Origin of the sequence: Pimelobacter sp. 30-1, assembly GCF_018831735.1 — a bacterium.
Taxonomy (GTDB): domain Bacteria; phylum Actinomycetota; class Actinomycetes; order Propionibacteriales; family Nocardioidaceae; genus Nocardioides.
Genome location: NZ_NHTS01000001.1, coordinates 639,413 through 664,222, shown reverse-complemented (window position 1 = coordinate 664,222; position 24,810 = coordinate 639,413). Strand labels below are relative to the sequence as shown.

General features: G+C 71.9%; 24 protein-coding genes and 1 tRNA gene. 4 read left to right on the top strand and 21 right to left on the bottom strand.

Annotation, left to right across the window (positions count from 1 at the left end):
- Positions 1 to 85 precede the first annotated feature (85 nt).
- From CCO04_RS03145 to CCO04_RS03135, 3 genes are all read right to left on the bottom strand, one after another.
- A complete protein-coding gene (locus CCO04_RS03145) occupies positions 86 to 454 on the bottom strand; it encodes a nuclear transport factor 2 family protein (protein WP_215812626.1) in 369 nt (122 codons plus the stop codon).
- A 4-nt stretch (positions 455 to 458) separates the two neighbouring features.
- Positions 459 to 1,574 (bottom strand): lysophospholipase, encoded by a 1,116-nt coding sequence (locus CCO04_RS03140; protein WP_215812625.1) that lies wholly within the window; start codon positions 1,572 to 1,574, stop codon positions 459 to 461.
- Between the two features lie 62 nt (positions 1,575 to 1,636).
- Complete coding sequence (locus CCO04_RS03135) at positions 1,637 to 3,181, bottom strand: MFS transporter (protein WP_215812624.1); 1,545 nt, start codon at positions 3,179 to 3,181, stop codon at positions 1,637 to 1,639.
- A gap of 114 nt (positions 3,182 to 3,295) precedes the next feature.
- Between CCO04_RS03135 and CCO04_RS03130 the strand changes: the two genes are divergently transcribed.
- Complete coding sequence (locus tag CCO04_RS03130) at positions 3,296 to 4,018, top strand: TetR/AcrR family transcriptional regulator (RefSeq protein ID WP_252372601.1); 723 nt, start codon at positions 3,296 to 3,298, stop codon at positions 4,016 to 4,018.
- Between the two features lie 52 nt (positions 4,019 to 4,070).
- Here CCO04_RS03130 and CCO04_RS03125 read toward each other — a convergent pair whose 3' ends face one another.
- Positions 4,071 to 4,691: a TetR/AcrR family transcriptional regulator gene (locus tag CCO04_RS03125; protein ID WP_215812622.1), complete on the bottom strand. Its 621-nt coding sequence runs from the start codon at positions 4,689 to 4,691 to the stop codon at positions 4,071 to 4,073.
- A gap of 135 nt (positions 4,692 to 4,826) precedes the next feature.
- Between CCO04_RS03125 and CCO04_RS03120 the strand changes: the two genes are divergently transcribed.
- Together CCO04_RS03120 and leuC are read left to right on the top strand one after the other, a co-directional pair.
- Positions 4,827 to 5,402: a VOC family protein gene (locus tag CCO04_RS03120; protein ID WP_215812621.1), complete on the top strand. Its 576-nt coding sequence runs from the start codon at positions 4,827 to 4,829 to the stop codon at positions 5,400 to 5,402.
- Positions 5,403 to 5,406: 4 nt separating this feature from the next.
- Entirely contained in the window at positions 5,407 to 6,819 is a 1,413-nt protein-coding gene (gene leuC, locus CCO04_RS03115) for a 3-isopropylmalate dehydratase large subunit (RefSeq protein ID WP_215812620.1), read from the top strand.
- A 19-nt stretch (positions 6,820 to 6,838) separates the two neighbouring features.
- Here leuC and CCO04_RS03110 read toward each other — a convergent pair whose 3' ends face one another.
- From CCO04_RS03110 to CCO04_RS03030, 17 genes are all read right to left on the bottom strand, one after another.
- Complete coding sequence (locus tag CCO04_RS03110) at positions 6,839 to 7,783, bottom strand: ketopantoate reductase family protein (RefSeq protein ID WP_215812619.1); 945 nt, start codon at positions 7,781 to 7,783, stop codon at positions 6,839 to 6,841.
- Positions 7,783 to 8,949 (bottom strand): enolase C-terminal domain-like protein, encoded by a 1,167-nt coding sequence (locus CCO04_RS03105; protein ID WP_215812618.1) that lies wholly within the window; start codon positions 8,947 to 8,949, stop codon positions 7,783 to 7,785. Before CCO04_RS03105 ends, CCO04_RS03110 begins: the two co-directional genes overlap by 1 nt.
- A 55-nt stretch (positions 8,950 to 9,004) precedes the next feature.
- Positions 9,005 to 9,742, bottom strand: a complete 738-nt coding sequence (locus tag CCO04_RS03100; RefSeq protein ID WP_215812617.1) for a GntR family transcriptional regulator — start codon at positions 9,740 to 9,742, stop codon at positions 9,005 to 9,007.
- 27 nt (positions 9,743 to 9,769) lie between these two features.
- Positions 9,770 to 11,311 carry an AMP-binding protein gene (locus CCO04_RS03095; RefSeq protein ID WP_215812616.1) on the bottom strand — a complete coding sequence of 514 codons (1,542 nt, stop codon included), beginning with the start codon at positions 11,309 to 11,311 and terminating at the stop codon, positions 9,770 to 9,772.
- A 10-nt stretch (positions 11,312 to 11,321) separates the two neighbouring features.
- Positions 11,322 to 12,860, bottom strand: a complete 1,539-nt coding sequence (locus CCO04_RS03090; RefSeq protein ID WP_215812615.1) for a class I adenylate-forming enzyme family protein — start codon at positions 12,858 to 12,860, stop codon at positions 11,322 to 11,324.
- The gene (locus CCO04_RS03085; protein WP_215812614.1) at positions 12,860 to 13,948 is read right to left on the bottom strand and encodes a branched-chain amino acid ABC transporter permease; all 1,089 of its coding nucleotides are present in this window, start codon (positions 13,946 to 13,948) and stop codon (positions 12,860 to 12,862) included. Before CCO04_RS03085 ends, CCO04_RS03090 begins: the two co-directional genes overlap by 1 nt.
- Complete coding sequence (locus CCO04_RS03080; protein WP_215812613.1) at positions 13,941 to 14,831, bottom strand: branched-chain amino acid ABC transporter permease; 891 nt, start codon at positions 14,829 to 14,831, stop codon at positions 13,941 to 13,943. The genes CCO04_RS03085 and CCO04_RS03080 overlap by 8 nt, the downstream gene beginning before the upstream one ends.
- Positions 14,824 to 15,654 (bottom strand): ABC transporter ATP-binding protein, encoded by an 831-nt coding sequence (locus CCO04_RS03075; protein WP_215812612.1) that lies wholly within the window; start codon positions 15,652 to 15,654, stop codon positions 14,824 to 14,826. Before CCO04_RS03075 ends, CCO04_RS03080 begins: the two co-directional genes overlap by 8 nt.
- On the bottom strand, positions 15,647 to 16,408 hold the full coding sequence (locus tag CCO04_RS03070; RefSeq protein ID WP_215812611.1) for an ABC transporter ATP-binding protein: 762 nt from the start codon (positions 16,406 to 16,408) through the stop codon (positions 15,647 to 15,649). The genes CCO04_RS03075 and CCO04_RS03070 overlap by 8 nt, the downstream gene beginning before the upstream one ends.
- Positions 16,409 to 16,415: 7 nt before the next feature.
- Entirely contained in the window at positions 16,416 to 17,666 is a 1,251-nt protein-coding gene (locus CCO04_RS03065) for an ABC transporter substrate-binding protein (protein WP_215812610.1), read from the bottom strand.
- An 88-nt stretch (positions 17,667 to 17,754) separates the two neighbouring features.
- Positions 17,755 to 18,288: a DoxX family protein gene (locus CCO04_RS03060; protein WP_215812609.1), complete on the bottom strand. Its 534-nt coding sequence runs from the start codon at positions 18,286 to 18,288 to the stop codon at positions 17,755 to 17,757.
- Positions 18,289 to 18,431: 143 nt separating this feature from the next.
- Positions 18,432 to 20,252, bottom strand: a complete 1,821-nt coding sequence (locus tag CCO04_RS03055) for a glycoside hydrolase family 18 protein (RefSeq protein WP_215812608.1) — start codon at positions 20,250 to 20,252, stop codon at positions 18,432 to 18,434.
- 93 nt (positions 20,253 to 20,345) lie between these two features.
- A complete protein-coding gene (locus CCO04_RS03050) occupies positions 20,346 to 21,695 on the bottom strand; it encodes a threonine/serine exporter family protein (protein ID WP_215812607.1) in 1,350 nt (449 codons plus the stop codon).
- Between the two features lie 85 nt (positions 21,696 to 21,780).
- On the bottom strand, positions 21,781 to 22,314 hold the full coding sequence (locus tag CCO04_RS03045) for a hypothetical protein (protein WP_215812606.1): 534 nt from the start codon (positions 22,312 to 22,314) through the stop codon (positions 21,781 to 21,783).
- A gap of 5 nt (positions 22,315 to 22,319) precedes the next feature.
- The gene (locus CCO04_RS03040) at positions 22,320 to 22,634 is read right to left on the bottom strand and encodes a hypothetical protein (RefSeq protein WP_215812605.1); all 315 of its coding nucleotides are present in this window, start codon (positions 22,632 to 22,634) and stop codon (positions 22,320 to 22,322) included.
- An 84-nt stretch (positions 22,635 to 22,718) separates the two neighbouring features.
- Positions 22,719 to 23,081, bottom strand: coding sequence for a hypothetical protein (locus CCO04_RS03035; protein ID WP_215812604.1), 363 nt, complete (start codon positions 23,079 to 23,081; stop codon positions 22,719 to 22,721).
- A gap of 248 nt (positions 23,082 to 23,329) precedes the next feature.
- Positions 23,330 to 23,419, bottom strand: a tRNA-Ser gene (locus tag CCO04_RS03030).
- Between the two features lie 151 nt (positions 23,420 to 23,570).
- On the opposite strand from CCO04_RS03030, the gene CCO04_RS03025 reads away from it, so the two are divergent.
- A complete protein-coding gene (locus CCO04_RS03025; RefSeq protein ID WP_215812603.1) occupies positions 23,571 to 24,782 on the top strand; it encodes a GAF domain-containing protein in 1,212 nt (403 codons plus the stop codon).
- Positions 24,783 to 24,810 lie beyond the last annotated feature (28 nt).

The window sequence follows — 24,810 nt, the reverse complement described above, 5'->3', positions numbered from 1 at the left end:
CATGATGAGGCAGTTCCAGTCAGACAGCGTGCTGGGGCCCGTCTGGCGAGACGGCGCGGGGCCCCGGCCCGGCCCCCGGGCGGGGTCAGCGCTGGGCGGCGCGGACCTCGGCCAGCTGGCCGAGGTCGAAGTACTCCTCGATCCGGGTGATCCGCCCGTCCGCGACGTACCCGCGCAGGATCGCCGGCACCCGGGCCGACCGCCCGGCCCGCTCGACCACGATGTCGTGCTGGCGCAGGAAGCCGTCGGCGAGCGCGACCGTGCGCACGGCGTCGTACTCGAAGCGGTCGTAGCGCTGCGGCAGGCTGCCGAGCGTGGCGAGGTTCTCGTCGACGTCCTGCTCGTGGTCGTCCCAGTTGTGCCAGATCCGGGCGTCCTCGGCGTAGAGCGCGCGGACGGCGTCGAGATCCTGGGCGGTGGCGGCCGCGAAGAAGCGGTCGGAGACGTCGATCATCGGCTCAGGCAAAGCGCTTGCCGATCCAGGCCTCGATCAGGTCGGCGACCTCGTCGCGCGCCCCGTCGTTGAGGAAGTAGTGGTCGGCGTCGAGCTCGTGGGACTCCTTGTCGCTCGCGCCGAGCAGGTCGTGGATGGCCTGCGCGTCGCTCGGGAAGACGCCGGTGTCGGCATTGCCGTTGACCACGAGCGCCGGGACGGTGATCTTCGGCAGGTGCGCGTGGGCGCGGGTCTGGGAGTCCTCGAGACTCCACAGCGACAGCCAGGTCCGCAGCGTGCACGCCGACGCGATGCCGTAGACGGAGCGGTTCGCGCGCTCGGGAACACCGGCGTAGCAGCTGTTCGGCTCGCGCCGGGTCGGCTCCAGCGCCGGGTCGACCATCCGCGGGTCGGCCCACGTGCGGGCGACCGAGAACGGCCGGTCGTGGTAGCCGGCCGCGGTCAGCCGGGCCAGCTCGTCCTTGACCCAGCGGGTGATCCGGTGGTTCCGCGCCTCCTGGGCCGCCCGGTAGCGCGCGACGAACGCGTCGTCGTACGCCGGGCCGTTGGCGGGGTTGAACAGGTCGAGCTCGGGATCGGTCGCCAGCGGGTCGCTCTCGTCGGTGACGGACCCGTCCATCCACGCGGTGAGGACGTCGGGGCGCCCGAGGTGGGCCGCCGTCGAGAGGTAGCCGTCCGCGAGCGGCAGGTCCTCGACGCCCCGCGCCAGCTGCATGCCCGGCAGCGCGGTCACCATCGGCTCCACCGCCTGCGACTGGTACGCCGCCATCAGCGAGCCACCCCCGGAGTTGCCGAGCAGGATCACCGTGTCGACCCCGGCCTCCTCCCGCAGCCACCGGACACCGACGCCGATGTCGCTCAGCGCGTGGTCGAGCAGGAAGTGCGCCTCGTCCCCGCGGAACCGGGTGTTCCAGCCCAGGAAGCCGAACCCGCGCTCGGCGAGGAACGAAGCGAGGTAGTGCTCCGAGAAGTCGATCTGGTAGTGCGTCGCGATGATCGCGACCTTCGGCTGCGTCCCCGCTCGCCGGTGGTAGATGCCCTGGCACGGGTGGCCACCGGCGCCCGCGCGCGGGAGGTTCAGGGACGGCAGGCCGACGAAGGTGCGCTCGGTGCTCGACATCTCACTCCTAAATACGAATCTGATGTCAGGTTTGTATCAGAGCGGGACAGCGACGTCCAGGGTCAGGCCGGGACCGGCTCCTCCCGCGGCTCCTCGGTCACGCGTGAGTCCGTCAGCGTCAGGGCGCCCCAACCGGCGACGATCCCGACCACGACGGCCAGCACTCCGTAGATCACGCGCTCGCCGTGGAAGAACGACGCGACGAGCTCACTGCTCCACACCCCCGGCGGCAGGCTCGTCGTGACCAGAGCCGCGACGAGGGTGCCGACCACCGCGGTGCCGACGCTCGTACCGACCTCCTGGGCCGTGTCGTTGAGCGCGGCGCCGAGCGAGGTCCGGTTGCTGGGCATCGCGCTGACGAGAGCCACCGCGCAGATGGTCATCACCGTGCGCAGGCCGATCGTCAGGACCACCATGCAGGCGGCGATCGCGGGATAGCCGTGGTCGACGCCCCATGCCAGGCCCGCGAGCGAGCCGGCCAGGAGCGCCGCGCCAACGAGGCAGGCGACCCGGTGCCCGAGCCGCTTCGCGAGCTGCTCCGAGATCGGTGTCGCGACGATCATCGTGACGATGAGCGGGAGGTTGGCGAGGCCGGCGCGGACCGGGCTCCAGCCGTAGGCGTACTGGAAGTGCAGGATCAGGCCGAACATGACGCCCGCCATCGCGATCGACGTACCGACCTGGGCGAGGGCGGCCCCGCGGACCGTGCCGTCGGAGAAGACCCCGAGATCGAGCATCGGCGCCGCCGTACGCCGCTCGTGGCGGACGAACGCGACGAGCGCGAGCACCGCCGCCGCGACCGAGCCCAGCGTCACGACCGACACCCACCCGTGCTCGACACCGCTGGTGAGCGCGTAGCAGGCGAACCCGATCGCCGCGATGCTGAGCACCGCGCCCGGCAGGTCGAGGCGCTCGCTGGTCAGGTCCTCGGGACGGTCAGGGGCCACGCCGATCCGTACCCCGATCCAGGCGATGAGCGCGATGGGCGCGTTGACGACCAGCAGCCACTCCCAGCGCACGTGCGCCAGGGCCGAGCCACCCAGCAGCGGACCGAGGATGAAGCCGCTCATCCCGACGACGATCATCAGCGTCATCGCCCGCATCCGCAGCGCCTGGTCGTCGAACAGCCGGAACACCAGCGAGTTCGTGATCGGCGCCATCGCGGCCGCCGCGACACCGAGCGCCGCACGCAGCGCGATCAGCTCACCGGCCGACTCCACCGCGACCACCGCGAGGCTCACGGCCCCGAACACGGCGAGCCCGACCAGCAGCACCCGGCGCCGACCGAGCCGGTCGGCCGCGGAGCCCGCCGTCAGCAGGAGCCCGCCGAACGTGAGCGAGTAGGCGCCCGTAACCCACTGGAGCGCGGTGGTCCCGCTCCCCAGGTCGCGGCCGATCGTGGGCAGCGCGATGGTCAGGAGCGTGTTGTCGACCATCTCGACGAAGAAGGCCAGGCAGAGCGCGGCCAGCGGGATCCACGCCGCCCGGAGGGAGGAGTAGGTCCGCGCGCCGGCGGCGGACGGCGCCGCGGCCTGCGGTGCGGCCCCGGTGGCGGTGGCCGCGGCCTGCGGTGCGGCCGCGGTAGCGGCGTGGGGAGCGGGTTCCATCGGACACCTCCAGTGGTATCGAACAGCGTTCGATTCTCGAACGACGTTCGATACGATAGAACGGTGTTCGATGCGAGGCAAGACCACGACGCCCGATGTGATGGGATGAACGACATGGCAGCACCGACGAGGCGGACCCCGGCAGGAGCGCGCCCGGGCGGACGGCGCCGCGCGTCGCACTCCCTCGAGGCGGTGATCGGCGAGGCCGTGGCGCTGCTCGACGAGGCCGGCGAGCCGGCGCTGACCTTCCGCGCACTCGCCGCCCGGCTCGGCGGCGGCGTCGCCAGCATCTACTGGTACGTCGCCAACAAGGACGAGCTCCTCGACCGCGCCACCGACCACGTCCTCGCGGGCGTGCTCGTCGACACCGAGGCGTTCACCGGCAGCCCGGACCCGATCGACGACCTCCGCTCGATCGCCGTGTCGCTCTTCGGCACCATCGTGGAGCGGCCGTGGCTGGCGGCGTACTTCATGCGCGACACCGGCACGCAGCCCAACGGGCTCCTGCTCTACGAACGCATCGGGCAGCAGGTCCTCCGCCTCGGCCTCACCCCGCGCCAGAGCTTCCACGCGGTGTCGGCGATCCTCGGCTTCGCCATCGGCATCGCCGCCGACCTCGGGCAGCAGCCGCCCCAGGAGGTGCTCGACGGCACCGTCGGGCGCGACGAGTACCTCAGCCGCTACGCCGACCAGTGGCGCGGGCTCGACCCGGCGTCGTACCCGTTCCTGCACGAGGTGGTCGACGAGTTCGAGGGGCACGACGACGCCGACCAGTTCCGCGCCGGGCTCGACCTGCTGCTCGCCGGACTACGCCTCCAGGCCGAGCAGGCGCGCTAGTCCGCCGGTCGGCCAGTCCGCTGGTCTGTCAGTCCGCTGGTCTGTCAGTCCGCTAGTCCGCGGTCCAGTAGATCGCGTGGTACCAGGCGTTCGCGAGCGTCGCGATGCACGCCTCGTCGTTCACGTCGGCGGCCCGCCCGTTGGCGAGGTTCTCGTAGCAGAACATGTTGAGCATCGCGACGATCGCACCGGCGGTCAGGTTCGGGTCGACCCCGGGGCAGAAGCCCCGCTGCTGCGCCCGGGCGACCGCGCGGGCGATGCCCGACTCGGCCTCCATGCAGATCTCGTCCCAGACCCGCGAGAACTCGTCGTTGATCATCGCGAGCTGGAAGACGCCGACCATCTCGGCCATCCGGGCGCGGTAGGTCTCCCAGTGCGCGCGGGCGGCGGCCTCGATGCGCTCACGGGGATCCGAGCCGACGTTCTGCTCGGCGACCTGGAGCCGGTCACGCGCCTCGTCCTGGAACTGGCGGGCCCAGTGCTCGAGGAGCGCTTCCTTGGAGTCGTAGTAGTTGTAGAACGAGGCCGGGGACTTGCCGGCCTCCTTGACGATGTCGGACACCGTCATCTTGAGGAAGCCCTTCTCGGCGATGACCTTGCGCGCGGCAGCGTCGATCGCCTCGAGGGTCTGCCGGCCCCGCTTGGTGGGGCGGGGCGCCTGCGTGCTGGTCACAGGTCAGTTGTACCGGAACCGGGGCGCCGATCCGGCAGAGCGGGGCGACTCTTGCGTGGAATTCGAACCTGGTGTTAGTTTCATACCTGAATCTGATGTCAGTATCAGTTTCTGCGACGGAAGGCAGGCAGGTCGATGAGCGGCAACGCCAACACCCAGTTCGAGCTCCGCGGCTTCAACCACGTGGCTCTGGTGTCCTCGGACATGCAGCGGACGGTCGACTTCTACAGCGGCATCCTCGGCATGCCCCTGCTCAAGACGCTCGACCTGCCCGACGACCTCGGCCAGCACTTCTTCTTCGACGCCGGCAACGGCAACTCGCTGGCGTTCTTCTGGTTCCCCGACGCCCCCGACGGCGTCCCGGGCATCTCGGCGCCGGTCGAGAAGCCCGGCTTCGGCGAGTGGACGAGCGCGATCGGCTCGCTCAACCACGTGGCGTTCGACGTCCCGCCGGAGAAGTTCCAGGAGTACCGGGCCAAGCTCAAGGCGGCCGGCGTGCGGGTGGGTCCGATCGTCAACCACGACGACAGCGCCTCGCAGGTGGCGGCGGAGATGCACGACGGCGTGTACGTCCGGTCGTTCTACTTCCAGGACCCGGACGGAGTGCTGCTCGAGTTCGCGTGCTGGATGCGTGCGTTCAACGCCGACGACCTCGGCACCACGCCGCGCACCGCCGCCGACAGGAGGCAGCCGGCGGCCGTCACCGGCTGACCCGGTGGGTCCCCGCACGCTCCTCGACAAGCTCTGGGACGACCACGTCGTCGTCCGCGGCAGTGACCGTGGCGGCGGCCCCGACCTGCTGTACGTCGACCTCCACCTGCTCCACGAGATGACCTCGCCGCAGGCGTTCGCCGGGCTGCGCGCGGCCGGTCGCGGCGTACGCCGCCCGGACCTGACGGTCGCGACCGAGGACCACAACGTCCCGACCACGCCCCTGCTCTCCGGGGGACTCGACGGCGTGCTCGACCCGCTGAGCCGCCTCCAGATGGAGACGGTGCGGCGCAACTGCGCCGAGTTCGGGGTTCCGCACCACCCGCTGGGATCCGCGGGCAACGGCATCGTGCACGTGATCGGTCCGGAGCAGGGGCTGAGCCAGCCGGGGCTGACGATCGTGTGCGGCGACTCGCACACGTCCACGCACGGCGCCCTGGGCGCGCTGGCGTTCGGGATCGGGACGAGCCAGGTCGAGCACGTGCTCGCCACGCAGACGTTGTGGATGGAGCGGCCGCGCAGCTTCGAGGTGCGGGTCGACGGCGTCCTGCGGGCGGGCGTGACGGCGAAGGACCTGGCGCTGCACGTGGTGCGGGCGATCGGGGCCAACGGCGGTGCCGAATCGGTGCTGGAGCTGCGCGGCAGCTGCATCGAGGCGCTGGGCGTCGAGGAGCGGATGACCCTGTGCAACATGAGCATCGAGTGCGGTGCCCGGGGTGGGGTCATCGCGCCCGACCGGACCACGCTGGCGTACGTCGAGGGGCGGCCGTTCGCGCCGACCGGAGCGGCGTGGGACTCGGCGACCGACCACTGGCGGACGCTGCGCAGCGACGACGGCGCGGTCTTCGACCGCTCGATCACGATCGATGCAGCCGACGTCTCCCCGACGGTCACGTGGGGGACCAACCCGAGCCAGGCGGTCGCGCTCGACGACGTCGTGCCGGAACCTGCACCGGGCGACGAGACGGCGGCGCGGGCGCTGCGGTACATGGACCTCTCCCCCGGTACGCCGATGCGCGCGATCGCCGTCGACACCGTGTTCATCGGCTCGTGCACGAACGGCCGGCTGGAGGACCTGCGGGCCGCGGCGGATGTGCTGCGGGCCAACGGCGGCACGGTCGCCGACGGCGTACGGGCGCTGGTGGTGCCGGGGTCGGCGGTCGTGGTCCGGGCGGCGGAGGCCGAGGGGCTGGACCGGGTGTTCACCGCGGCGGGGTTCGAGTGGCGTGGGTCGGGCTGCTCGATGTGTACCGCGATGAACCCGGACGCCCTCGGGCCCGGCGTCCGCTCGGCGTCGACGACGAACCGCAACTTCGAGGGACGCCAAGGCGACGGCGCCCGGACCCACCTGGTCTCGCCGCCGGTGGCGGCGGCGACGGCGATCCGGGGCCGGTTGAGCGCGCCGGAAGACCTCTAGAAACCGGCGATCCCGGCTCTCAGAAGGTCGCCTCGCGGGTGCGGACGAGCCCGGTCAGCGTGGCGTTGACCGGAGCGGTCCGCCCGACCTTCGCGGCCTCGCGCGGGATCGCGCCGTTGATCACGGCGATCTCGCTGCGGCGTCCGGCTTCGTGGTCGAGCAGGGCCGAGGGCTTGGCGGCGGGCATCTGGGCGCCGAAGTCGCGCACGTGCACCACCGGGTCCGGTACGTCGATCCCGATGCCCAGCGCCCGCGCGGTCTCCCACGCCTCGGTGGCGGCCGCCCGGCTGATCGGTCCCATCTCGGGATGGTCCATCACCTCGCCGACGGTGAGGCCGGTGAGTGCGCAGGGGGCGCTGTAGGCGACATTGCAGATGAGCTTCTCCCACTGCATCGCGGCGATGTCGCCGACCGCGGCGGCGTCGAAGCCGCCGGCCCGCCAGGCGGCGGCGATCCGCTCGACGTCGTCGGCGGGAAGCCCACCACCAGAGACGCCGTCGTAGGCACCGAAGCGCAGCGCCTTCATCGCGTTGTGGTGCACCCGGCCGGGGGCGGTCAGGGAGGCGCCGAAGCCGCTGGCGATGCCGACGGCCAGGCGTCCGGCGCCGAGGACGCGGGCGACCTCCTCGGCCGAGCCGAGGCCGTTCTGGACGGTGAGGACGACGGTGTCGTCGTCCAGCAACGGAGCGAGGCCGGCCGCGGCCGACACCACGTCGGCCGCCTTGACGGCCAGCACGACGAGGTCGACCGGTTCGGCGGGTGGGGACTGGAACGCCCGTACCTGCGCGGTTCTCTCGCCGTCAGGGCCCGAGAGGGCGAGTCCGTCGCGGGCGATCGCCTGGACGTGGTCCGCCCATGCGTCGACGACGAGGACGTCATGGCCGGCGCCGGCGAGGCGGGCGGCGTAGACCGATCCCATCGCGCCGCAGCCGACGACGGCGATCCGCAAGGGAGTGGCGGCCATCAGGCGACCAGCTTCGCGATCTCGTCGCCCAGGCCGACCTTGGCCTCGAGCCCGAAGCCCGGGTGGTCGGCCGGGCGGATCAGTCCGTCGGCGAGCACGCAGTCGTCGCTGTAGCCGCCGAACGGCTGGAAGACACCGGGATACGCCTCGCACCCACCGAGGCCGAGGCCGACGACGATGTGCAGGTTGACCAGGTGCCCGCCGTGCGGGACGGCGGCGCGGCGGTCGAACCCGGCCTCCTCCATGAGCGCGACCATGGCGGCGTACTCGGTGAGCCCGTAGCTCAGCCCGGCGTCCATCTGGAGCAGGTCGCGGTCGGGCCGGACGCCTCCGAAACGGAGCAGGTTGGCGACGTCCTGGCGCGAGAAGAGGTTCTCGCCGGTCGCGATCGGCCCGTCGTACGCCGCGGTCAGCTCGGCCGTCAGGGCGTAGTCGAGCGGGTCGACGGCCTCCTCGTACCAGCGCAGTCCGAGCGGCGCGAGCGCCTCGGCGTAGGCCAGGGCACGCTCGCGGTCGAACCGGCCGTTGGCGTCGACGGCGACGCGGTCACCGGCACCGGCCGCGGCGACGGCGGCCTCGACCCGGCGCAGGTCCTCGGCGAGCGGGAGCCCGCCGATCTTGATCTTCACCGCGGGATAGCCCGCGTCGAGGTAGCCGCGCACCTCGTCGGTGAGCCGGCCCAGGTCGTCGACGGCCTGGTAGTACCCACCGGCCGCATAGACCGGAACCCCCTCCAGTACGGGCTTTCGACCGTGCGCCCGCGCGATCGTGGCGTACGCCGGCTCGTCGTTCACCTTGGCCAGCAGGTCCCAGCACGCGAGCTCGACGGCACTCGCGGCCGCCGCTCGGTCGCCGTGCCCGCCGGGCTTCTCGTCGCGCAGCGCGCTGCCGAGCACCCGGGCCGGGTCGAGCAGGCCGCCGTCGGGATCGAGCAACGACGAGGGGTCGGCGCTCAGCAGGCGCGGGATCATCCGCTCACGGAGGATGCCGCCCTGCGCGTGCCGGCCGATCGAGTTGAACGCGACACCCGTCAGCGGCACCCCGTCGCGCACGACGTCGCTGACCACGGCGACCAGCGAGACCTTGTGCTCGGCGAAGCTGACGACCGCGTTGGCGATGTCCCCCTGCAGGGGTACGTCGACCTCGCGGATCTCGGTGATGCGCACTTCTTCCTCATTTCTAGGGGGTTTCCCGGGATGGGGTGGTGGAGCGAGGGCTGCTTCAGCCGCCGGCTCGCTCCATGGAGACGGTGAACTCGAAACGGTCCGCCGGGTGGACGGAGACGGTCACCTGGGCGACGTCGCCGCCGCGCTCGACGTAGCGGCGCACGATCTGGAGCGCCGGGCTGCCGATCTCGGCCCGAAGGACGTCGGCCAGGTCGGCCGACAGGGAGCAGGCCCGGATGCGCTGGTCCACCCGGACCGTCATCCGGCCGGTGCACTGCTCGACGATCTCGTTGATCAGCCCGTCGGGACGGGCCATCCGGTCACCGACGACGAGGGCGACGTCCGGGTCGAGGTAGACGTCGGTGTGGCAGAGGGGGCGCTGCTCGTCGAGACCGCCGACCTCGTCGAGCCGCAGCATCCGCAGGTGCACCCACGGCCGTCCGGGCTCGCAGCCCAGCAGGGACGCGAGATCGGCGTCGGCGACGACCTCGCGCTGACCGAGCACGCTGCGGCGGGTCTCGGTGGAGTACTGGACGAGCTCGTTCATGGTCGTCACGGTGCGGGCGTACCCCGTCGTGGGCCGGACCGCCTCGACCCGGGTGCCGATCCGGCGGCGGCGCGAGACCATGCCGAGCCGCTCGAGCGAGTCGAGCGCGGAGCGCACGGTCGCCCGCGAGACGGCGTACGCCGACGCGAGCTCGACCTCCGGCGGCAGCTGCGAGCCCACCGGGTAGGTCGCGTCCTCGATCCGGCGCGCGAGCGACCGGGCGACCTCCTCGTAGCGTGCGACCACTGTGCTCCCCCTTCTTCTCTGCGTCCGTCAGGCGATCTCGCGCGAGCGCCCGGCCCAGTACGGCGCCCGCAGCTCGCGCTTGAGCAGCTTGCCGCTCGGGTTGCGCGGGAGCGCCTCGACCAGGTCGACCGACGTCGGGCACTTGTAGTGGGCGAGCCGCTCGCGGCAGTAGGCGACCAGCTCGGCCGGGTCGGGCCGCTCCGCTGCGGGGATGACGACGGCCTTGACCGTCTCCCCCCAGCGCTCGTGCGGCACACCGATGACGGCGACGTCGCGCACGCCGGGGTGGGTCATCAGGACGTTCTCGACCTCGACGGGATAGATGTTCTCGCCGCCCGACACGATCATGTCCTTCACCCGGTCGCACAGGAACAGGTAGCCGTCGGCGTCCTGGTAGCCCGCGTCACCGGTGCGGAACCAGCCGTCCTCGCGCAGCACGGCGCTCAGCTCGCCCGGCTGGTTGCGGTACCCGGCCATGATCAGCGCGCTGCGGGTCCAGACCTCTCCCGTCTCCCCCTCGGCGCAGCGCTCCCCCGTCGCAGGGTCGAAGACGCCGAGCTCGACACCGGGGACGGCGACGCCGGCCGACGCGAGCCGCGCCCCGCCACGGCGGTGGTCCTCCGGCCCCAGGAAGGTGATGGGACCGCAGGTCTCGGTCATCCCGTAGCTCTGGACCAGGTCACAGCCGAACAGCTCGCGCGCGGCGTCCGCGACCGTGGGCGACATGGGCGAACCGCCGTAGATGAGCGTGCGCAGCCGCGGGTACGCGCGTTCGGCCGCGCCGGGGTGCTGCACGAGCGCCTGCACGACGGCGGGCACGGTGAGTGCGTGGTCGACGCGTCCGTCCGCGAAGACGCCGAGGACGAGGTCCGGGCGGATGTCGAGCACGTAGAGCGAGGTCGCGCCGAGGCCGAGGCAGTAGAACACCCAGCCCGTGCCGGACAGGTGGAAGATCGGCGCCGGCACCATGACGACGTCGCCCTCGGCGATGTCCCACGGCGCGGGCGCGGCGAGGTTGGCGGCGACCGCCCGGTTGGGCAGCTCGACGCCCTTGGGCCGGCCGGACGTGCCCGAGGTGTAGATGAGGAACGCGATGTCGTCGGGCTCCGGATCCAGCGCCGGTACGGCGACCTGCCCGGCCAGCCACGCGTCGTACGGCTGCTCGTCGCCGCCGGGCAGCAGCACCCGGGCGGCGCCGTCCTCGGGGACGGGACGGCCCAGCAGGGGCAGGAACTCCGCCTCGACGACGAGGACGGCCACGTCGGCGTCCGCCAGCACGGCCGTGGTCTCGTCGGCGCTGAGGCGCCAGTTGAACGGGATGGCGGCGGCCCGGCGGAACGACGCGGCCGCGAGCACCTCGGCCCAGGTCACCGCGTTCTTGCCGATGAAGCCGACCCGGCCGCCCGGGCCGACACCGTGGGCGGCGAGGCCGCCGGCGAGGCGGCTGCTCGCGTCGAGCCAGCTCGCGAAGGTGTGCTCCGCGACGCCCTCGACGGCGACGGCGGGCGCGTCCGGCCGCACGCCCGCCCAGTGGCGCAGCATGCTGCCGATCGATCGGTGGTGGTCCATCGGGTCCTGCCTATCTCGTCGGGGGAACGGTGTCCACGAGCCGGCGCCGCAGGTCGACCTTCAGCACCTTGCCGAGGGCGTTGCGGGGCAGCGCGTCGATGACGGTGTAGTCGCTGGGGCACTTGAACCCGGCGAGCCGCGCGCGGCAGAACGCCCGCAGCTCCTCGGGGTCGAGGGTCGCCACGTCCGGCTCCGGGACGACGAACGCGACCGGCGTCTCCCCCCAACGCTCGTGGGGACGGGCCACGACGGCGACCTCGGCAACGTCGGCGTGCTCGAGCAGCACCCGCTCGATCTCCGCGGGGTAGATGTTCTCGCCGCCGCTGATGATCATGTCCTTGGCGCGACCGACGATGCTGAGGTAGCCCTCGGCGCTGAGCACGCCCACGTCACCGGTGCGGAACCACCCGTCGTCGGTGAACGCACGACGCGTCTCCTCGGGGTCCTTCCAGTACTCGGCGATCAGGTTCTCGCTGCGGACGAGGAGCTCCCCCGGGGTCCCCGCCGGCAGGGCGGCACCGGAGGCGTCGACGATCCGGGCCTCCCAACCGAGCACGAGCTGGCCGGCGGACGCGAGCCGTGCGGTGCCGGCGACGTGGTCCTCGGGGCGCAGCACCGACAGGAAGCCCTGGAGCTCGGTGCTGCCGTAGATCTGCCGGAAGCGGCCGCACACCCGGCGCAGCGCACGCTCCAGCAGCTCGGGCGCGATGGGCGCGGCGCCGTACTGGACCTCGCGGAGGCTGGAGAGGTCCGCGTCCTGGCGCCGGGTCTCGAGCGCGTCGACGAGCATCTCGATGATCGTCGGCGCCGCGGTGAAGAAGTTGATCCGCTGGCCGGCGATCGTGTCGATCACCCGGTCGACGTCGAAGCCGTCGTGGACGACGAGCGTGCCGCCGGTGAGGAAGCACTGCATCGCCTGGGCGAACCCGGCGAGGTGGAAGAGCGGCATCATCACGAGGTGGTTGCTGCCGCGCACCTGGTCGCCGATGTCGATCGCGAAGCCGGCCAGGTTGCGCACGAGCGAGCCGTGGTCGAGCGGGATCACCTTCGGCCGCCCCGTGGTGCCGCTCGTGTGCATGAGCATCGCGACCTCGTCGACCTTGAGCCGCTCGTCCGGCCGGGCCGGTACGGCGCCCACGAGGCTCGCCGCGGCGAGCCACCCCTCGGTCGCCGGACCGTCCACGACACAGGTCGCACCCGGCACCAGGCCGATCAGCCCGGTCGACGTCGGGTCGGCGAACACCGCCACAGGTGCGGTCATCTCGACCAGCTCGGCGACCTCGGACGGCGTCATCCGCCAGTTGAGCAGCAGCGGCAGCGCGCCGATCCGCACCAGGGCGAGGGTCTGGACGAGGAGCTCCGCGCTGTTGCGCGAGAGCACCGCGACGACGTCGCCGCTGCGCACACCGCGGTCGTGCCAGCCCCCGGCCCGGGACTCGACCAGGGCGTGCAGCTCGCCGTAGGTCAGCGCACCGCGGTCGTCGCGGATCGCCACCGCATCGGCGTCCGCGCTGGCCCGCCAGTCGAGCACGTGGATCCAGGTCTGCATCAGGCCACCTCCGCCAGGACGGGTTCGGGTACGGGCTCCTGCGCCGGACGCCGGCGCCGGCCACCGACCAGCAGGCCCAGCACCCGGTCGAGCCCACCGCGGGCGAACATGATGACCACGATGAGCAGCCCGCAGTAGACGAACACACTCATCACGTTGGCGTCGATGCCGCCCTCGCCGACGGGCGAGAGGAACGGCATCCGGTCGGCGTACTGGCCCAGGACGCGGGGCAGCGCCGTCACGAAGACCGCGCCGGCCACGGCGCCGCGCACACTGCCGAGGCCACCGATGATGATCATCACCAGGTAGTCCGTGGAGAGCTGGAAGCCGAACGCCTGCGGCGTGACGAACTGGGCCGTCAGCGCGACCAGCACACCGGCCGCACCGGCGTAGAGCGCGGCGAGGAAGAACGCCGCCGCCCGGCCCCGACGGACGTCGATCCCCAGCGCGGAGGCGCCGATCTCGCTCTCCTTGACCATCGCGAGCGCGATGCCGGGGCGTCCGCGCACCACGTTGCGTGCGGTCACGAAGGCGACGACGAGCACCAGCAGCGCGAGCCACCAGAGCTTCTCGGCGGCCCCGAAGGGCACCTGCGCGACGACCCACGGCTCGGTGTCACCGAGGTTGATGCCGAAGATGTCGAGCTCGGGCACCGCGCGTCCGACGTACCCGCCGCTGATGCCGCCGACCTCCTGCAGCACGTGCTGCCAGATGAAGACCAGGCCGATCGTCACGACCGCGAGGTAGAGCCCGTTGACCCGGCCCGAGAGGGGGCTCAGCACCAGTCCGCCGAGGGCCGCGAGGCCGATACCGCCGAGCACCGCGAGCGCCGGCGGCCAGCCCAGGCCCCAGGCGAGCTCGCTCGGGTCGGAGGCGAGCACGACGTATCCGTAGGCACCGATGCCGACGAACACCGCGTGGGCCAAGGAGATCTGGCCCGCCACGCCCACCAGGAGGGTGAGCCCGATGGCCGCGACGCCGGCCGCCATGGCGAGCGCGCCGAGCTGGAGCCAGAAGCCGTCGAGGTAGTACGGCGCGACGAGCAGCACGAGCAGCAGGGCCGCGACGAGCACCCGCCCCCTAGACACGCTGCACCTGCTTGGCGCTGAAGAGCCCCTGCGGCCGCAGCAGCAGGACGACGAGCAGCAGCACCCACGCGGAGATCCCGGACAGGTTGTGCGCCCAGCCGCCCAGCGAGCCCTCGTACGTCGCCGCGAACGCCTCGACCATGCCGAGCATGACGCCGCCGACGAGTGCGCCGCCGACCGAGCCGAGGCCGCCGATGACAGCGGCGGGGAACGCGCGGAAGGCCGTGTCCGCCAGCGCGGGCGTCACGCCCGGCGTCGGGAACGATGCGAGGAAGAGGCCCGACAGGACGGCGAGTGCGCCGCCGATGGCCCAGCTCGTCCACGACACCGCGGAGAGCCGGACGCCCATCAGGGCAGCCACCTCGCCGTCCTGGTTGCTGACGCGCATCGCCAGCCCCCAGCTGGTGAAGCGGAACAGCAGCAGGAACACGGTGATCGCGAGCACCGCCACGACGAGGGCGATGAGGCGCACGGTCGGCATCGTGACGGCGCCGATCTCGACGACGTCGTTGCCGATCGGGTCGCGCAGCGGCAGCGTCTCGGTGCCGATCCGGCGGCTGATCTCGGTCACGACGAGCAGGTTGAGGCCGAGCGTGAGGATCGTCAGCGTGACGTGGTCGTGGGTGCGGCTGTTGCGCAGGAACACCGTCTCGGCGACGACCGCGACGAGCGCTCCGGTGAGCAGTCCGGCGAGCACGCCGACGAGGTAGCCGTGGTCCTCGCTGACCACCGAGGCGACGTACACGCCGACGAGGAGGAAGGCACCGTGGGCGAAGTTCAGGACGCCGGTGGCGCGGTAGATCACGACGAAGCCGAGCGCCATCACGGCGTACAGCGCGCCGAGCGAGAGGCCGCTGGCCAGCGCGTTGAGGAGGCTATCCACGAGCGACCGCCTCCGCACGGTCCTCACGCTCGTCGCGCTCGTCGGTCAGCTCGATCGGGTCGGCGCCGAGGTAGGCGGCGATCACCACCGGGTCCTGCTGGATCCGCTCGGGACGAGCGTCGGCGATGACGCGTCCCGACTGGAGGACCGTCACGTGGTCGGACAGGCTCATCACCAGCTCCATGTCGTGTTCGACGAGCAGCACGGTCAGCCCGAACTGCTCGCGGCACTCGCGGATGCGCTCGCCCAGGGCGCGCGACTCCGCATCGTTCATCCCCGCGACGGGCTCGTCGAGGAGGAGGACCTCGGGCTCCGCGCAGAGCGCGCGGGCGATCTCGGTCTTCTTGCGCAGACCATAGGGGAGGACGCCGACCGGATCGGTCAGATGTCCCTCCAGACCGAGGATCTCGGCAACCTGCCGCACCACCCCGTCGTCCGTACGGCGTTCGCGGCGCGCCGCCGGCAGGGCCAGCGCCGTGCCGAGGAGTCCCGCACGGGTGCGGTGGTGCCGGCCGAGCCGGAGCACGTCGGCGACGGTGAGCGCGTCGGGCAGGACCAGGTTCTGGAAGGTCCGGGCGACGCCGCGGCCGATGATCCGGTGCCGGGGCACGCGATCGAGCCGCTCCCCGGACAGCCGCACCGTGCCGGCGGCCAGGGGGTAGAGGCCCGTCATCGCGTTGAAGCAGGTCGACTTCCCCGCTCCGTTGGGGCCGATGATCGCGTGGATGGTGCCCGGCGCCACCGAGAACGAGACGTCGTCGAGCGCGACCACGCCGCCGAACCGGACGGTGAGGCCCTCGGCCTGCAGGATCGGCTCAACCATGGGCGTTCGCTCCGGTCGGCACGGCTGCTGCCGTGTGCTTGCCGAGGCTGACCGCGAGCAGCAGGTCCGACGAAGCCAGCTCGTCGGCCGGACCGTCGGCGACGATCGTGCCCCCGTGCATCAGGTAGGCGTGGTGCGCGACCGACAGCGCGAGCTTGGTGTTCTGCTCCACCAGCAGCACGCTCGTGCCGGACCGGTTGACCTCGCGGACGGTGTCCATGATCTGCCGCGCCACCAGCGGGGCGATGCCGAGCGACGGCTCGTCCATCAGCAGCACCCGAGGGCTGCTCATGAGCGCCCGGCCGATGGCGAGCATCTGCTGCTCACCACCGGACAGCAGCGCGGCGGGCTGCTGCGCCCGGTCCGCGAGGACGGGGAACAGCTCGTGCACCCAAGCCTTGGTCTTGCGCGCCTGGATCCGCGAGCGGACCGACAGCGCGCCGGCCGCCAGGTTGTCGTCGACGGACAGCTGGCCGAAGACCCGCCGCCCCTCGGGCACCTGCACGATGCCGGCGCGGACGATCCGGTCGGCCCGGCTGCGGGTGAGGTCGAGGGCCTCGCCGTGCGCGGTGCCGGCGACCACGCGGCCGCCCTGCCCGCCGAGGATGCCCGACAGGGTGCGGAGCAGCGTCGTCTTGCCGGCACCGTTGTTGCCGAGCAGGGCGACGATCCGCCCGTCGTCCACCCGGAGGCTGACGTCGTGGAACACCTCGGCGGCGCCGTAGCGCACGGCGAGACCCTTGACCTCGATCATCACTGACCTACTTCACGTAGCCCTGCGCGTCGGCGTACGCCGCGGCGGCGTCGCTCTCCTCGGGACCGGCGACGATGACCGCGCCACCCTCGGCCTGCGGGTCCGGCTTGAGGATGAAGCTCGCCAGCGACGGTGCCGTGCCGGGCGTCGAGTAGTCGAGGTCCACGCCGAGGCCGTCGGTCTCGATCTTGCCGACCTTGGCCATCGAGGCGGTGATGCTCTGCGGCGTCAGGTCACCGTCGTCGCAGGCCTGCTGGAGCGCCTTGTGGAGCACGCCCGCCATCAGGTAGCCGGCCGCGACCGGCGCGGTGATCGGGCGGCCGTCGGCCTGCTTCTCCCAGGCGGCGAGCAGGTTCTGGACCGCCGGGGCGTCGGAGCTGAACGGCGCGCTGTTCGACGTGAGCACGACGTGGTCGACGATCGCGTCCTTGGCGGCGCCCTGGACGTCGCCCTGCGAGAGGAGGTTCGTGGCGAGGATCGTGACGTCGTACCCGCTGGCAGAGGCGACGGACGCGGCCGAGACGGTCGGGCCGCCCGCCGTACCCATCACGATGACCTTGGCGCCCGCCCGCTTGAGGGTGTTGACCTGCGAGGTCGCGTCGGTGGCGGTGCTGTCGATCTTGGTGTGCTCGACCTTGAGCCCGAAGTGCTCGGCCGCGCCGTCGACGCCCTTGGTGACCGCCTCGCCGATGCCGTTGGGGTAGGCGATGACGCCGATGGTGTCGCCCTTCACGAGCGTGCCCTCGTCGACCAGGTGGCTGATCCCGTTGACCGCCTCGACGTCGTAGGGCGTGCCGGGCATGAACGCCTGGTGGACCGCGAGCAGCAGCGGGTCGTAGGAGCCGGCCATGACGGCCAGGCCGTCCTTCTTGAGCCGGCTCTCGAGCGTGATCGCGTCGGTGCCGGGCGAGAGGTTGGCGACGGCCGCGACGTCACCGCTGAGACCGGTGTACTGCGTCATCGTCTCCTGCGAGTTGTACTTGTTGTCGCGGGCCTCGATGGCCACCTGGCGCTCGCAGACGCCGCCGTCGGCGTTGACCTTGTCGAAGTAGAGCTTCACGCCGGCCACGCCGTCCTGGCCGAGACCGCCGATCGGGCCGCTGAGCGGGACGAGCGCGGCCAGCGTGATGCTGTCCTTGGTGACGCCGGCGCCCATCTTCACGCCGTCGGCGCCGACGCCACCGGAGGCCTCGTCGGCCTTGGACGAGCAGGCCGAGACCGCCAGGCCCAGGGCGAGCGCGGGGGCGACGGCTTTCACGAACGATTTCATGTGTTCTCCCAGGTACGACGGTGTGACAGGTGAGATGGGCTCGTCTGGCGCGCCCGGACCGCGCGCAGGACGCTTCTTAGGAGGGGCGGCGCTGGTTGACGGCACGGACGGCGATCAGCGCCGCGGCACCGGCCAGGCAGACGGCGAGCGCCGCTGCCCCGGACCAGGCGGGCAGGTCGATCCCGAAGGCGGCGTCGAGCGACCAGCGCCCCGGGCCGACGAGGGCGAGCGTGGCGCCCGCGATGCCGAAGGTGAGGGGCAGCTCGAAGCCGCGCTGGGCCGCCCACACGCCGTACGGCCAGTGGACGGAGCAGGCGACGACCATCACCGCGGCGACGATCGCCCCGGCGAGCGGGGTGACCAGCCCGGCGATGAGCAGGACCGCGCCGACCGTCTCGGAGGCGGCGGCGATGACCACCATCGGCCGCCCCGGCCGGTAGCCGACCCGTTCGAAGATCGCGGCGGTCGCGGCGAGGCCGTCACCGCCGAGGCGGCCCAGGGACTTCTGCACCGCGTGGCCGAGGACGAGGAGCCCGACCGCGACCCGCAGGACGAGGAGGCCGGCGTCCGCCGAGGCGCCCTCCTTCAGTACGTGCGCGACCAGTGCCATCCCTCGACCTCATTTACGAATCTGATTTCAGGTTTAGGTATGTATATGACGCACGTCACGGCTGCGTCAAGGTCCGGACCAAAAGAAGATGGGCCCCCGCCGGAAGCGGGGGCCCAAAGGTGCGGACCTAGAGAGGTGCTCGGTCAGCGGCGCAGGAAGGTACGCCCGATCGCGTCGAGGAGCGGGTTGCTGCCGTCGGGCAGGGCGCCGTAGTTGAGCGTCCAGACGATCGTCCCGCCCGCTCCCCCGGCGGCGACGTAGTCCGCCTTGGCCGCGATGGACTCCTCGTCCTCGTAGGACAGGAAGCCCGCGGGGTTGCGCGGCGGCAGACCCGGCTCGGTGGGCGGCACGTAGCCGCCGCCCCCGTAGGTGCGGTACGTCGACGAGGCGTCGGCGTCGAAGCGCCGGGTGCCGTGGTCGAGGTAGCCCATCTCGACCAACCGCGTGTACGACAGCGCGACGTCGTTGGTCTCGTAGATCTCGTTGGTCTCGGTGGACTGGCGCGGTCCGGTCACGTTGGGGCCGAAGTAGATGCCGTAGAGGCCGATCCCCAGGCCGATCTTGTCGCGCGGCGCGCCGGTCGCGACGTACGCGTCGATGCTGCTGTCGATGCTGACCGGCGTGGTCGGCGACTCGTCGTCCAGCGCGCCGGAGAACCAGGAGCTCCAGCCGTCGCGGTTCCACGTCGTACCGATGCCGTAGGACATGAGGTTGTACTGGTCGACCAGCCACGTCATCTCCGCCTGCCAGGCGTCGACCTTGCCGCCGGGCTGCAGGTGGTTGGTGTTGACCGGGTAGCCGGGGAAGGTGATCAGGCCGGGCTGCGCGGCGTACCGCGGGCGGGTGGCCATCTCTGCCCGGACCTCGACGACGAGGGCGCTGAGCCGTCGGACCGCTTCATCGCGCGAGATCCGGACGCCGCACTCCCAGGCCTCGCCGCCGAGGCAGTTCTCCCAGTCGACGTCGACGCCGTCGTAGTCGTGCGCCACGAGGTAGTCGACGAGGTTGCGCACGAATATCGGGCGCACCGCATCGGTCGTCGAAGCCACGAACCCACGGCCGTCGAAGCCGTCGCCGCCGAGCATCAGCAGCGCCTTGGCACCCGCCGCGTGCGCCCGGTCGACGAGATAGTCCTCGACCGTCGTCCCCGGGTACGGCGACGCGGCCGGGTCGTGCGCGGAGCCGGCGCCAGGCACGACGGCTCCCGGGACACCGTCGAGCGAGCCGCCGCCGGGCGCGACCCGGCCGAACACGAAGTGCGACAGGTCGCTCATGTCGACCTCGTGGGGCGCGTACTCCTGGTCCCAGAACCAGCCCGCGTAGTAGCCGGTCACCCACGGCTTCGCGGACCGCGCGCGGAGCGCGACCGTGGTCGTCGCCGCGGACGCACCCGTGGCCTGGACCCGGTAGGTCGTCGTCGCCTCGGGCGTGACCAGGAAGCTCGCCCGGCCGGTGCGGTTCTCGACCGCCGTGCCCAGCGTGTGCCAGTGACCGTCGGCCTCACGCCGCTGGAACACCACCGTGGCCCCCGGCCGCGCGGGTCGGCTGGTCGCGGTGAGCGGGACCCGGGTGTGCGCCGTGGTGGCGACGGGCGCGGACGCGGTCGTCGTACGGACGCCGGGGCGCACCCGCACGAGGACCGGACGCGAGGTGCGCTCGCCGACGCGGACCCGGAACCGGGTCTGCTCCGGCACGCGCACCCGCAGCACGAACCGCCCCACGCGGTTCGCCCTCACCTGCTGGTCGCGCACCCATCGCCCCGCCTGCTCCCGCTCGAGCTCGACGAGGGGGCGGGCGGACGTCGTACGGGTGCGGCCGCGGAGGATGACGACCGCCCCCGGTACGACGGGGCCCGCCGGGCCGGTGAGGTCCGGCGCCGGCGGGCGCTGTGCCGACGCCGTCATCGGCGTCCCCAGGACGAGCAGGAGGCTCGCGACCAGCGCGAGCACCCCGGTCACGACCATGGGGACGCGGGGGCTAGGGAGAGCGAGACGGCGTGGCACGGGCTCCACTGTGGAGTGCCCGGTGACCCGGGAACCAGGGGCAACCGCCCCGGATCACCGGGACTCGAGGTCCCGGCGCCGGCGGTTCCGTCGTACCCGGGTGACGCCGACCAGGCGCGGTCCGGCGAGCCGCACCTCGACGCGTCGGGCCTCGCGCATGACCGGCTGGGCGACGTACTCGCCGAGGATGACGCCGGACGCGAGCGCGATGGCGATCGAGGCGGCGGTGACCATCGCGAGGAGGCCCTGGGCGGCCTGCTGGCCGCCCTCCTCGCCGAGCAGGAAGAGGCCGCGGTAGATCGACAGGCCGGGCAGCATCGGCACGACCGCCGACACCACGACCACCAGCGGCGGCACCCGGAACTGGCGCCCGACCGTGTAGCCGAACAGGCCGATCACGAACGCCGACAGCCCGACCGCCCAGGTGCGGCCGAAACCGGCCTCGCCCATGATCTCCGTCGCGGCGAGCGCCGTACCTCCGAGGAGGCCGACGGGCAGCAGGGTCCGCAGCGGCGCGTACGACGCGAACGCGAACGCCGCCGCCGCGATCGCCCCGCCGACCCCGACCGCACTGACCCCCACGAGGTCGAAGCGGGGCAACGTCAGCCGCGGCACCTCCAACCCCACCGCCGCGCACAACGACAACCCGCCACTGACCCCCGCGATGATGCCCGCCGTGGCCAGCACCGCCTCGAGGATGCGGGCCCCACCGGTCACGAAGAAGCCCGACAGCGCATCCTGGATCGCCCCCATGAACCCGATGCCCGCCAGCAGCATGATGATGTTGGCCGTCACGACCAACGACGCGTTGAGGTGCAGCCACGGCTCGGCCAACCGCGTACCGAGCGCCGCCAGCACCGTCGCGACCACCCCACCCGCCACCTGCTGGTAGAAGAGCGGCAGCCGCCGCCGCGTCATCAGCAGCTGGAGCCGGTCGATGCAGATCGCCGCCAGCATCGCCACCAGCACCACCACCAGGTTGCCCCCGAGCTGCAGCCCGACACCCGCACACATCAGCCCCCACCCGAGCGTCGCCGCCCACCGCGGCCGCGCGTGCCCCGACGACACGATCTGCGCCAACCGGTTGCGCGCCTCCTCGAGATCGACCTGCCCCGCGACGACGTCCCGCACCAGGTGATCGACCCGGGTCAGGTCCTCGTAGTCGATCTCCCGCTGCGTCACCTGCCGGATCTGCACCACCGGCGCCTCATCGGCCCCCTGCTGGACACTCATCGCCAGCGACGTGAACGTCACGTCCACCTGGGTGTGCCGGATGCCCAGCGACCGGGCGACGGCGCGCATGGTGGCGACGACGTCCGGTGCGCCGGCGCCGGAGGAGAGCAGGACCTCGCCGACCTTGAGGCAGAGGTCGAGCGTGCGGTGGAGAGTCCGCAGGTCGTCCATGGGGACATGGTTTCAGGTGGGCGCCCAGCCCGTCCTCAGGAGTCAGTCGTCACGGCGTACGCGGGACCAGGCCCGGCGCCTCCCATCACGTGCCGTCGCCACCGTCTTCGATCGCCTTGATTGCGGCGTCGACCAGAATGGCGAACTCCGCCGCGTCACCAGACGTCAGCGTCCACTCGTCCTGCTGCATCGCCGCGTTCCGCATGAGCCGGAGGGCGTGCGCTGCGCCAGCACCTTCGGCTGTGAGGACTCCACCGTCCTGCGCCTTCCTCAAGACCTCGACGAAGGTCCGCCCTTCGGCGTCCCGCGGGTCACGTAAGAGGCTCCGCAGCGCCTGTTCCAACTTCTCGTAGTAGGAGTCGATGACCGCCCTAGGATGAAGCGACCCCGAGACGAGAACATCGGAGGCATCCGCCGTCCCCGGACCAACGCTGACGACCAGCTCTGCGACCTCCGACTTCGCCTTCTCGAGCTCAACCTCGATACCAGGCACCTTGACCTTGCGGATGCTCGCGAGGAACTCGGGAGCGTGCTTTCGCAGCACGAGCACGAGGAGAACGACCGCCAACGGCCACGCCAGCGAGTCGATCGCCGCAGCAGTGAACTCAAGAGCATTCATGCGCTTCAGGCAGGTCGGCCGTCAGGCTGTCGCTCCAAGCCGAGGATCCGCCGGACTCGCCTGCTCGCATCCCTGAACTGTTCCTCGGCCGTGAGGATCCCGACGAACATCAGGTTCTCGGCTGCGGCATAGTCGTCGATCTCTCGCTCGACCCCGACCTTCTTGCGCGGGCTACGTGTCCTCTGCAACCAGGTCGGCATGTCAGGCGTCGCCAGCTTTCGCAAGATCGAAAGCTGGCTAGCCGCGGTCAACTGCTTGAACTTGACCAGGATGCGCTCGTCAAGCAAGGAATGGTCATACTCTTCACTGTTGTTCGCCACTCGGGTTTCCCCTCAACGCAGGTCTGTCTTCAACAACAGCTTCGGATGTTAACCGCTCAGACACGACAGGGCAATGGACCTTGCCTACGTGAGCCTTGAAAGCCGGACGCCCGTCCGTGCGTCCTCCGGAAGGTCAAGGTAGGCGGCGACGCCGGCAGCCACTTCAGCGGCACATGCCCATTCGTCGTCGTCGAGCGTCCCGACCCGGAACTCGATGACGACGTACGCCTCGAGCCGGCGGACGACTGGGTCACGCCCGGCAAGCTTCGCGTCGAGGGCGCCGGCGAGTTCCGCTTCCGCTTGCCGAGGATCGCCGACCATGAGGTGCACGACAGCGAGCGCCCCCGTGCGTCGGAGCCATTCGGCGCGGGTCGGGCTGAGAGCCAGATCCGGGATCAGGTCGACTCTCTCGCGCGCGATGGTGAACGGGGAGGACCTCTCAGGCACCCTGACCAGGCTCAACCGATCCCTTCGCGGGTCTCTCGGGCCGGGGCCGTGACCAGAAGGATCTGACAAGGATTCGTGTCGCACCTGATATTCCTCACGCGAGCCGAAGCGGAGCGCCTGGTGCTGATGAACCTATTCAATCCGGTCCCGGAACAGCACTCGACACGCCGCTAGGCGATCGGCGGTTCCACCGAACCGAGCGCAGAGAAGCCCCGAGTCGGACACATCCGATCGGGGCTTCTCCGTGCTGGCGGTGGCGGAGGGATTTGAACCCTCGGTGGGCTTGCACCCACAAACGCTTTCGAGGCGTTCTCCTTAGGCCGCTCGGACACGCCACCGCGGGGAACCTTACCGGAGCGCCGCGCCACGCCCGAAATCGACCTCGCGATCCCTCCGGAGGCGCCGATGCAACGTCCATGCAACGTACGACGAGCAGAGTCGCGGGGAGAGACCCTGGTCACATGGGGGACGACGTTGTCTACTGAAGTCATGAGTCCGGACGCCGCGCGGCCGCACATGCGGGCCGAGGTGGCGGCGTCGTGGGAGCGCTCGGCGGCGGCCGGGGTGGAGGTCGGGCAGGGGGATGCGCCGATCACGCTGGAGACGCCGGATCTGCGGGGGCGGCGCGAGGCGCATCCACTGGCGCGCGTGTTCCCGTTGCTGGACGACGTCCTGGGGCGCGAGGTGCGCGACTGCGGGGCGGTGATGGCGCTGGCGGACGCCGAGGGGACCCTCCTGTGGGTCTGCGGGACGCCGGAGACCCTGCGGCAGGCGGAGCGGATCGGGTTCGTCGAGGGCAGCAACTGGGACGAGCGGCTGGTCGGGACCAATGCTCCGGGGTTGGCGCTGGCGACCGGGCGTGAGGCGCTGGTGACGCGCGAGGAGCACTTCCGGTCGGCGGTGCGGTCGTGGAGCTGTGCGGCGACGCCGATCCACGATCCGCTGACCAGCCGGTTGCTGGGGGTGCTCGACGTGACGGGCGGGGATGCGCTCGTCGTACCGCAGACGATGGCGATGGTGCGGGCCGCGGCGCGGTTGGCCGAGGCCGAGCTGGCTCGGCAGGCACCGCCGCCGCCCGCCCCCTCCGACGCCCGTACGACGGGCGTGCGCCTCCTCCTCGAGCTGCTCGGCCACGACGAGGCCCTCGTCACCGTGGACGACGGCCGCGCGCGCCTCTCCCGGATCCGGCTCAGCCGCCGGCACAGCGAGATCGTCGCCCTGCTCGCGGCCACGCCCGGCGGCCTGACCGGCGATGAGCTCGCCGTCCTGCTCTACGAGGAGGACGGCGGCACCTCCACCCTGCGCGCCGAGCTCAACCGGCTGCGCGGGCTGCTCGGTGACGAGCTGCTCGCCTCGCGTCCGTACCGGCTCACCGCGCCGGTCACCGGCGACTGGCTGGCGGTCGAGGCGCAGCTCGCGGCGGGCGACCTCCGCGCCGCCATGCAGGGGTACGGCGGCCCGGTGCTGCCGCGCTCGACGGCTCCCGGCATCGTCGCCCTGCGCGAACGCCTCGCCGCCTCGGTGCGCCAGGCGCTGCTGCGCTCGGGCACGCCGGAGCTGATGTCGGCCTGGACCCGCTCGGGGTGGGGCCGCGACGACTACGAGATGTGGCTGGCCCAGCGGTCCGCCGTACCGGCGACGTCGCCGATGCGCGCGCTGGTCGAGGGTCAGCTGGCCCGGCTCGACGCCGAGCTCGGCTGACGCAACGCACCCGCAACGTTCCCGCTCC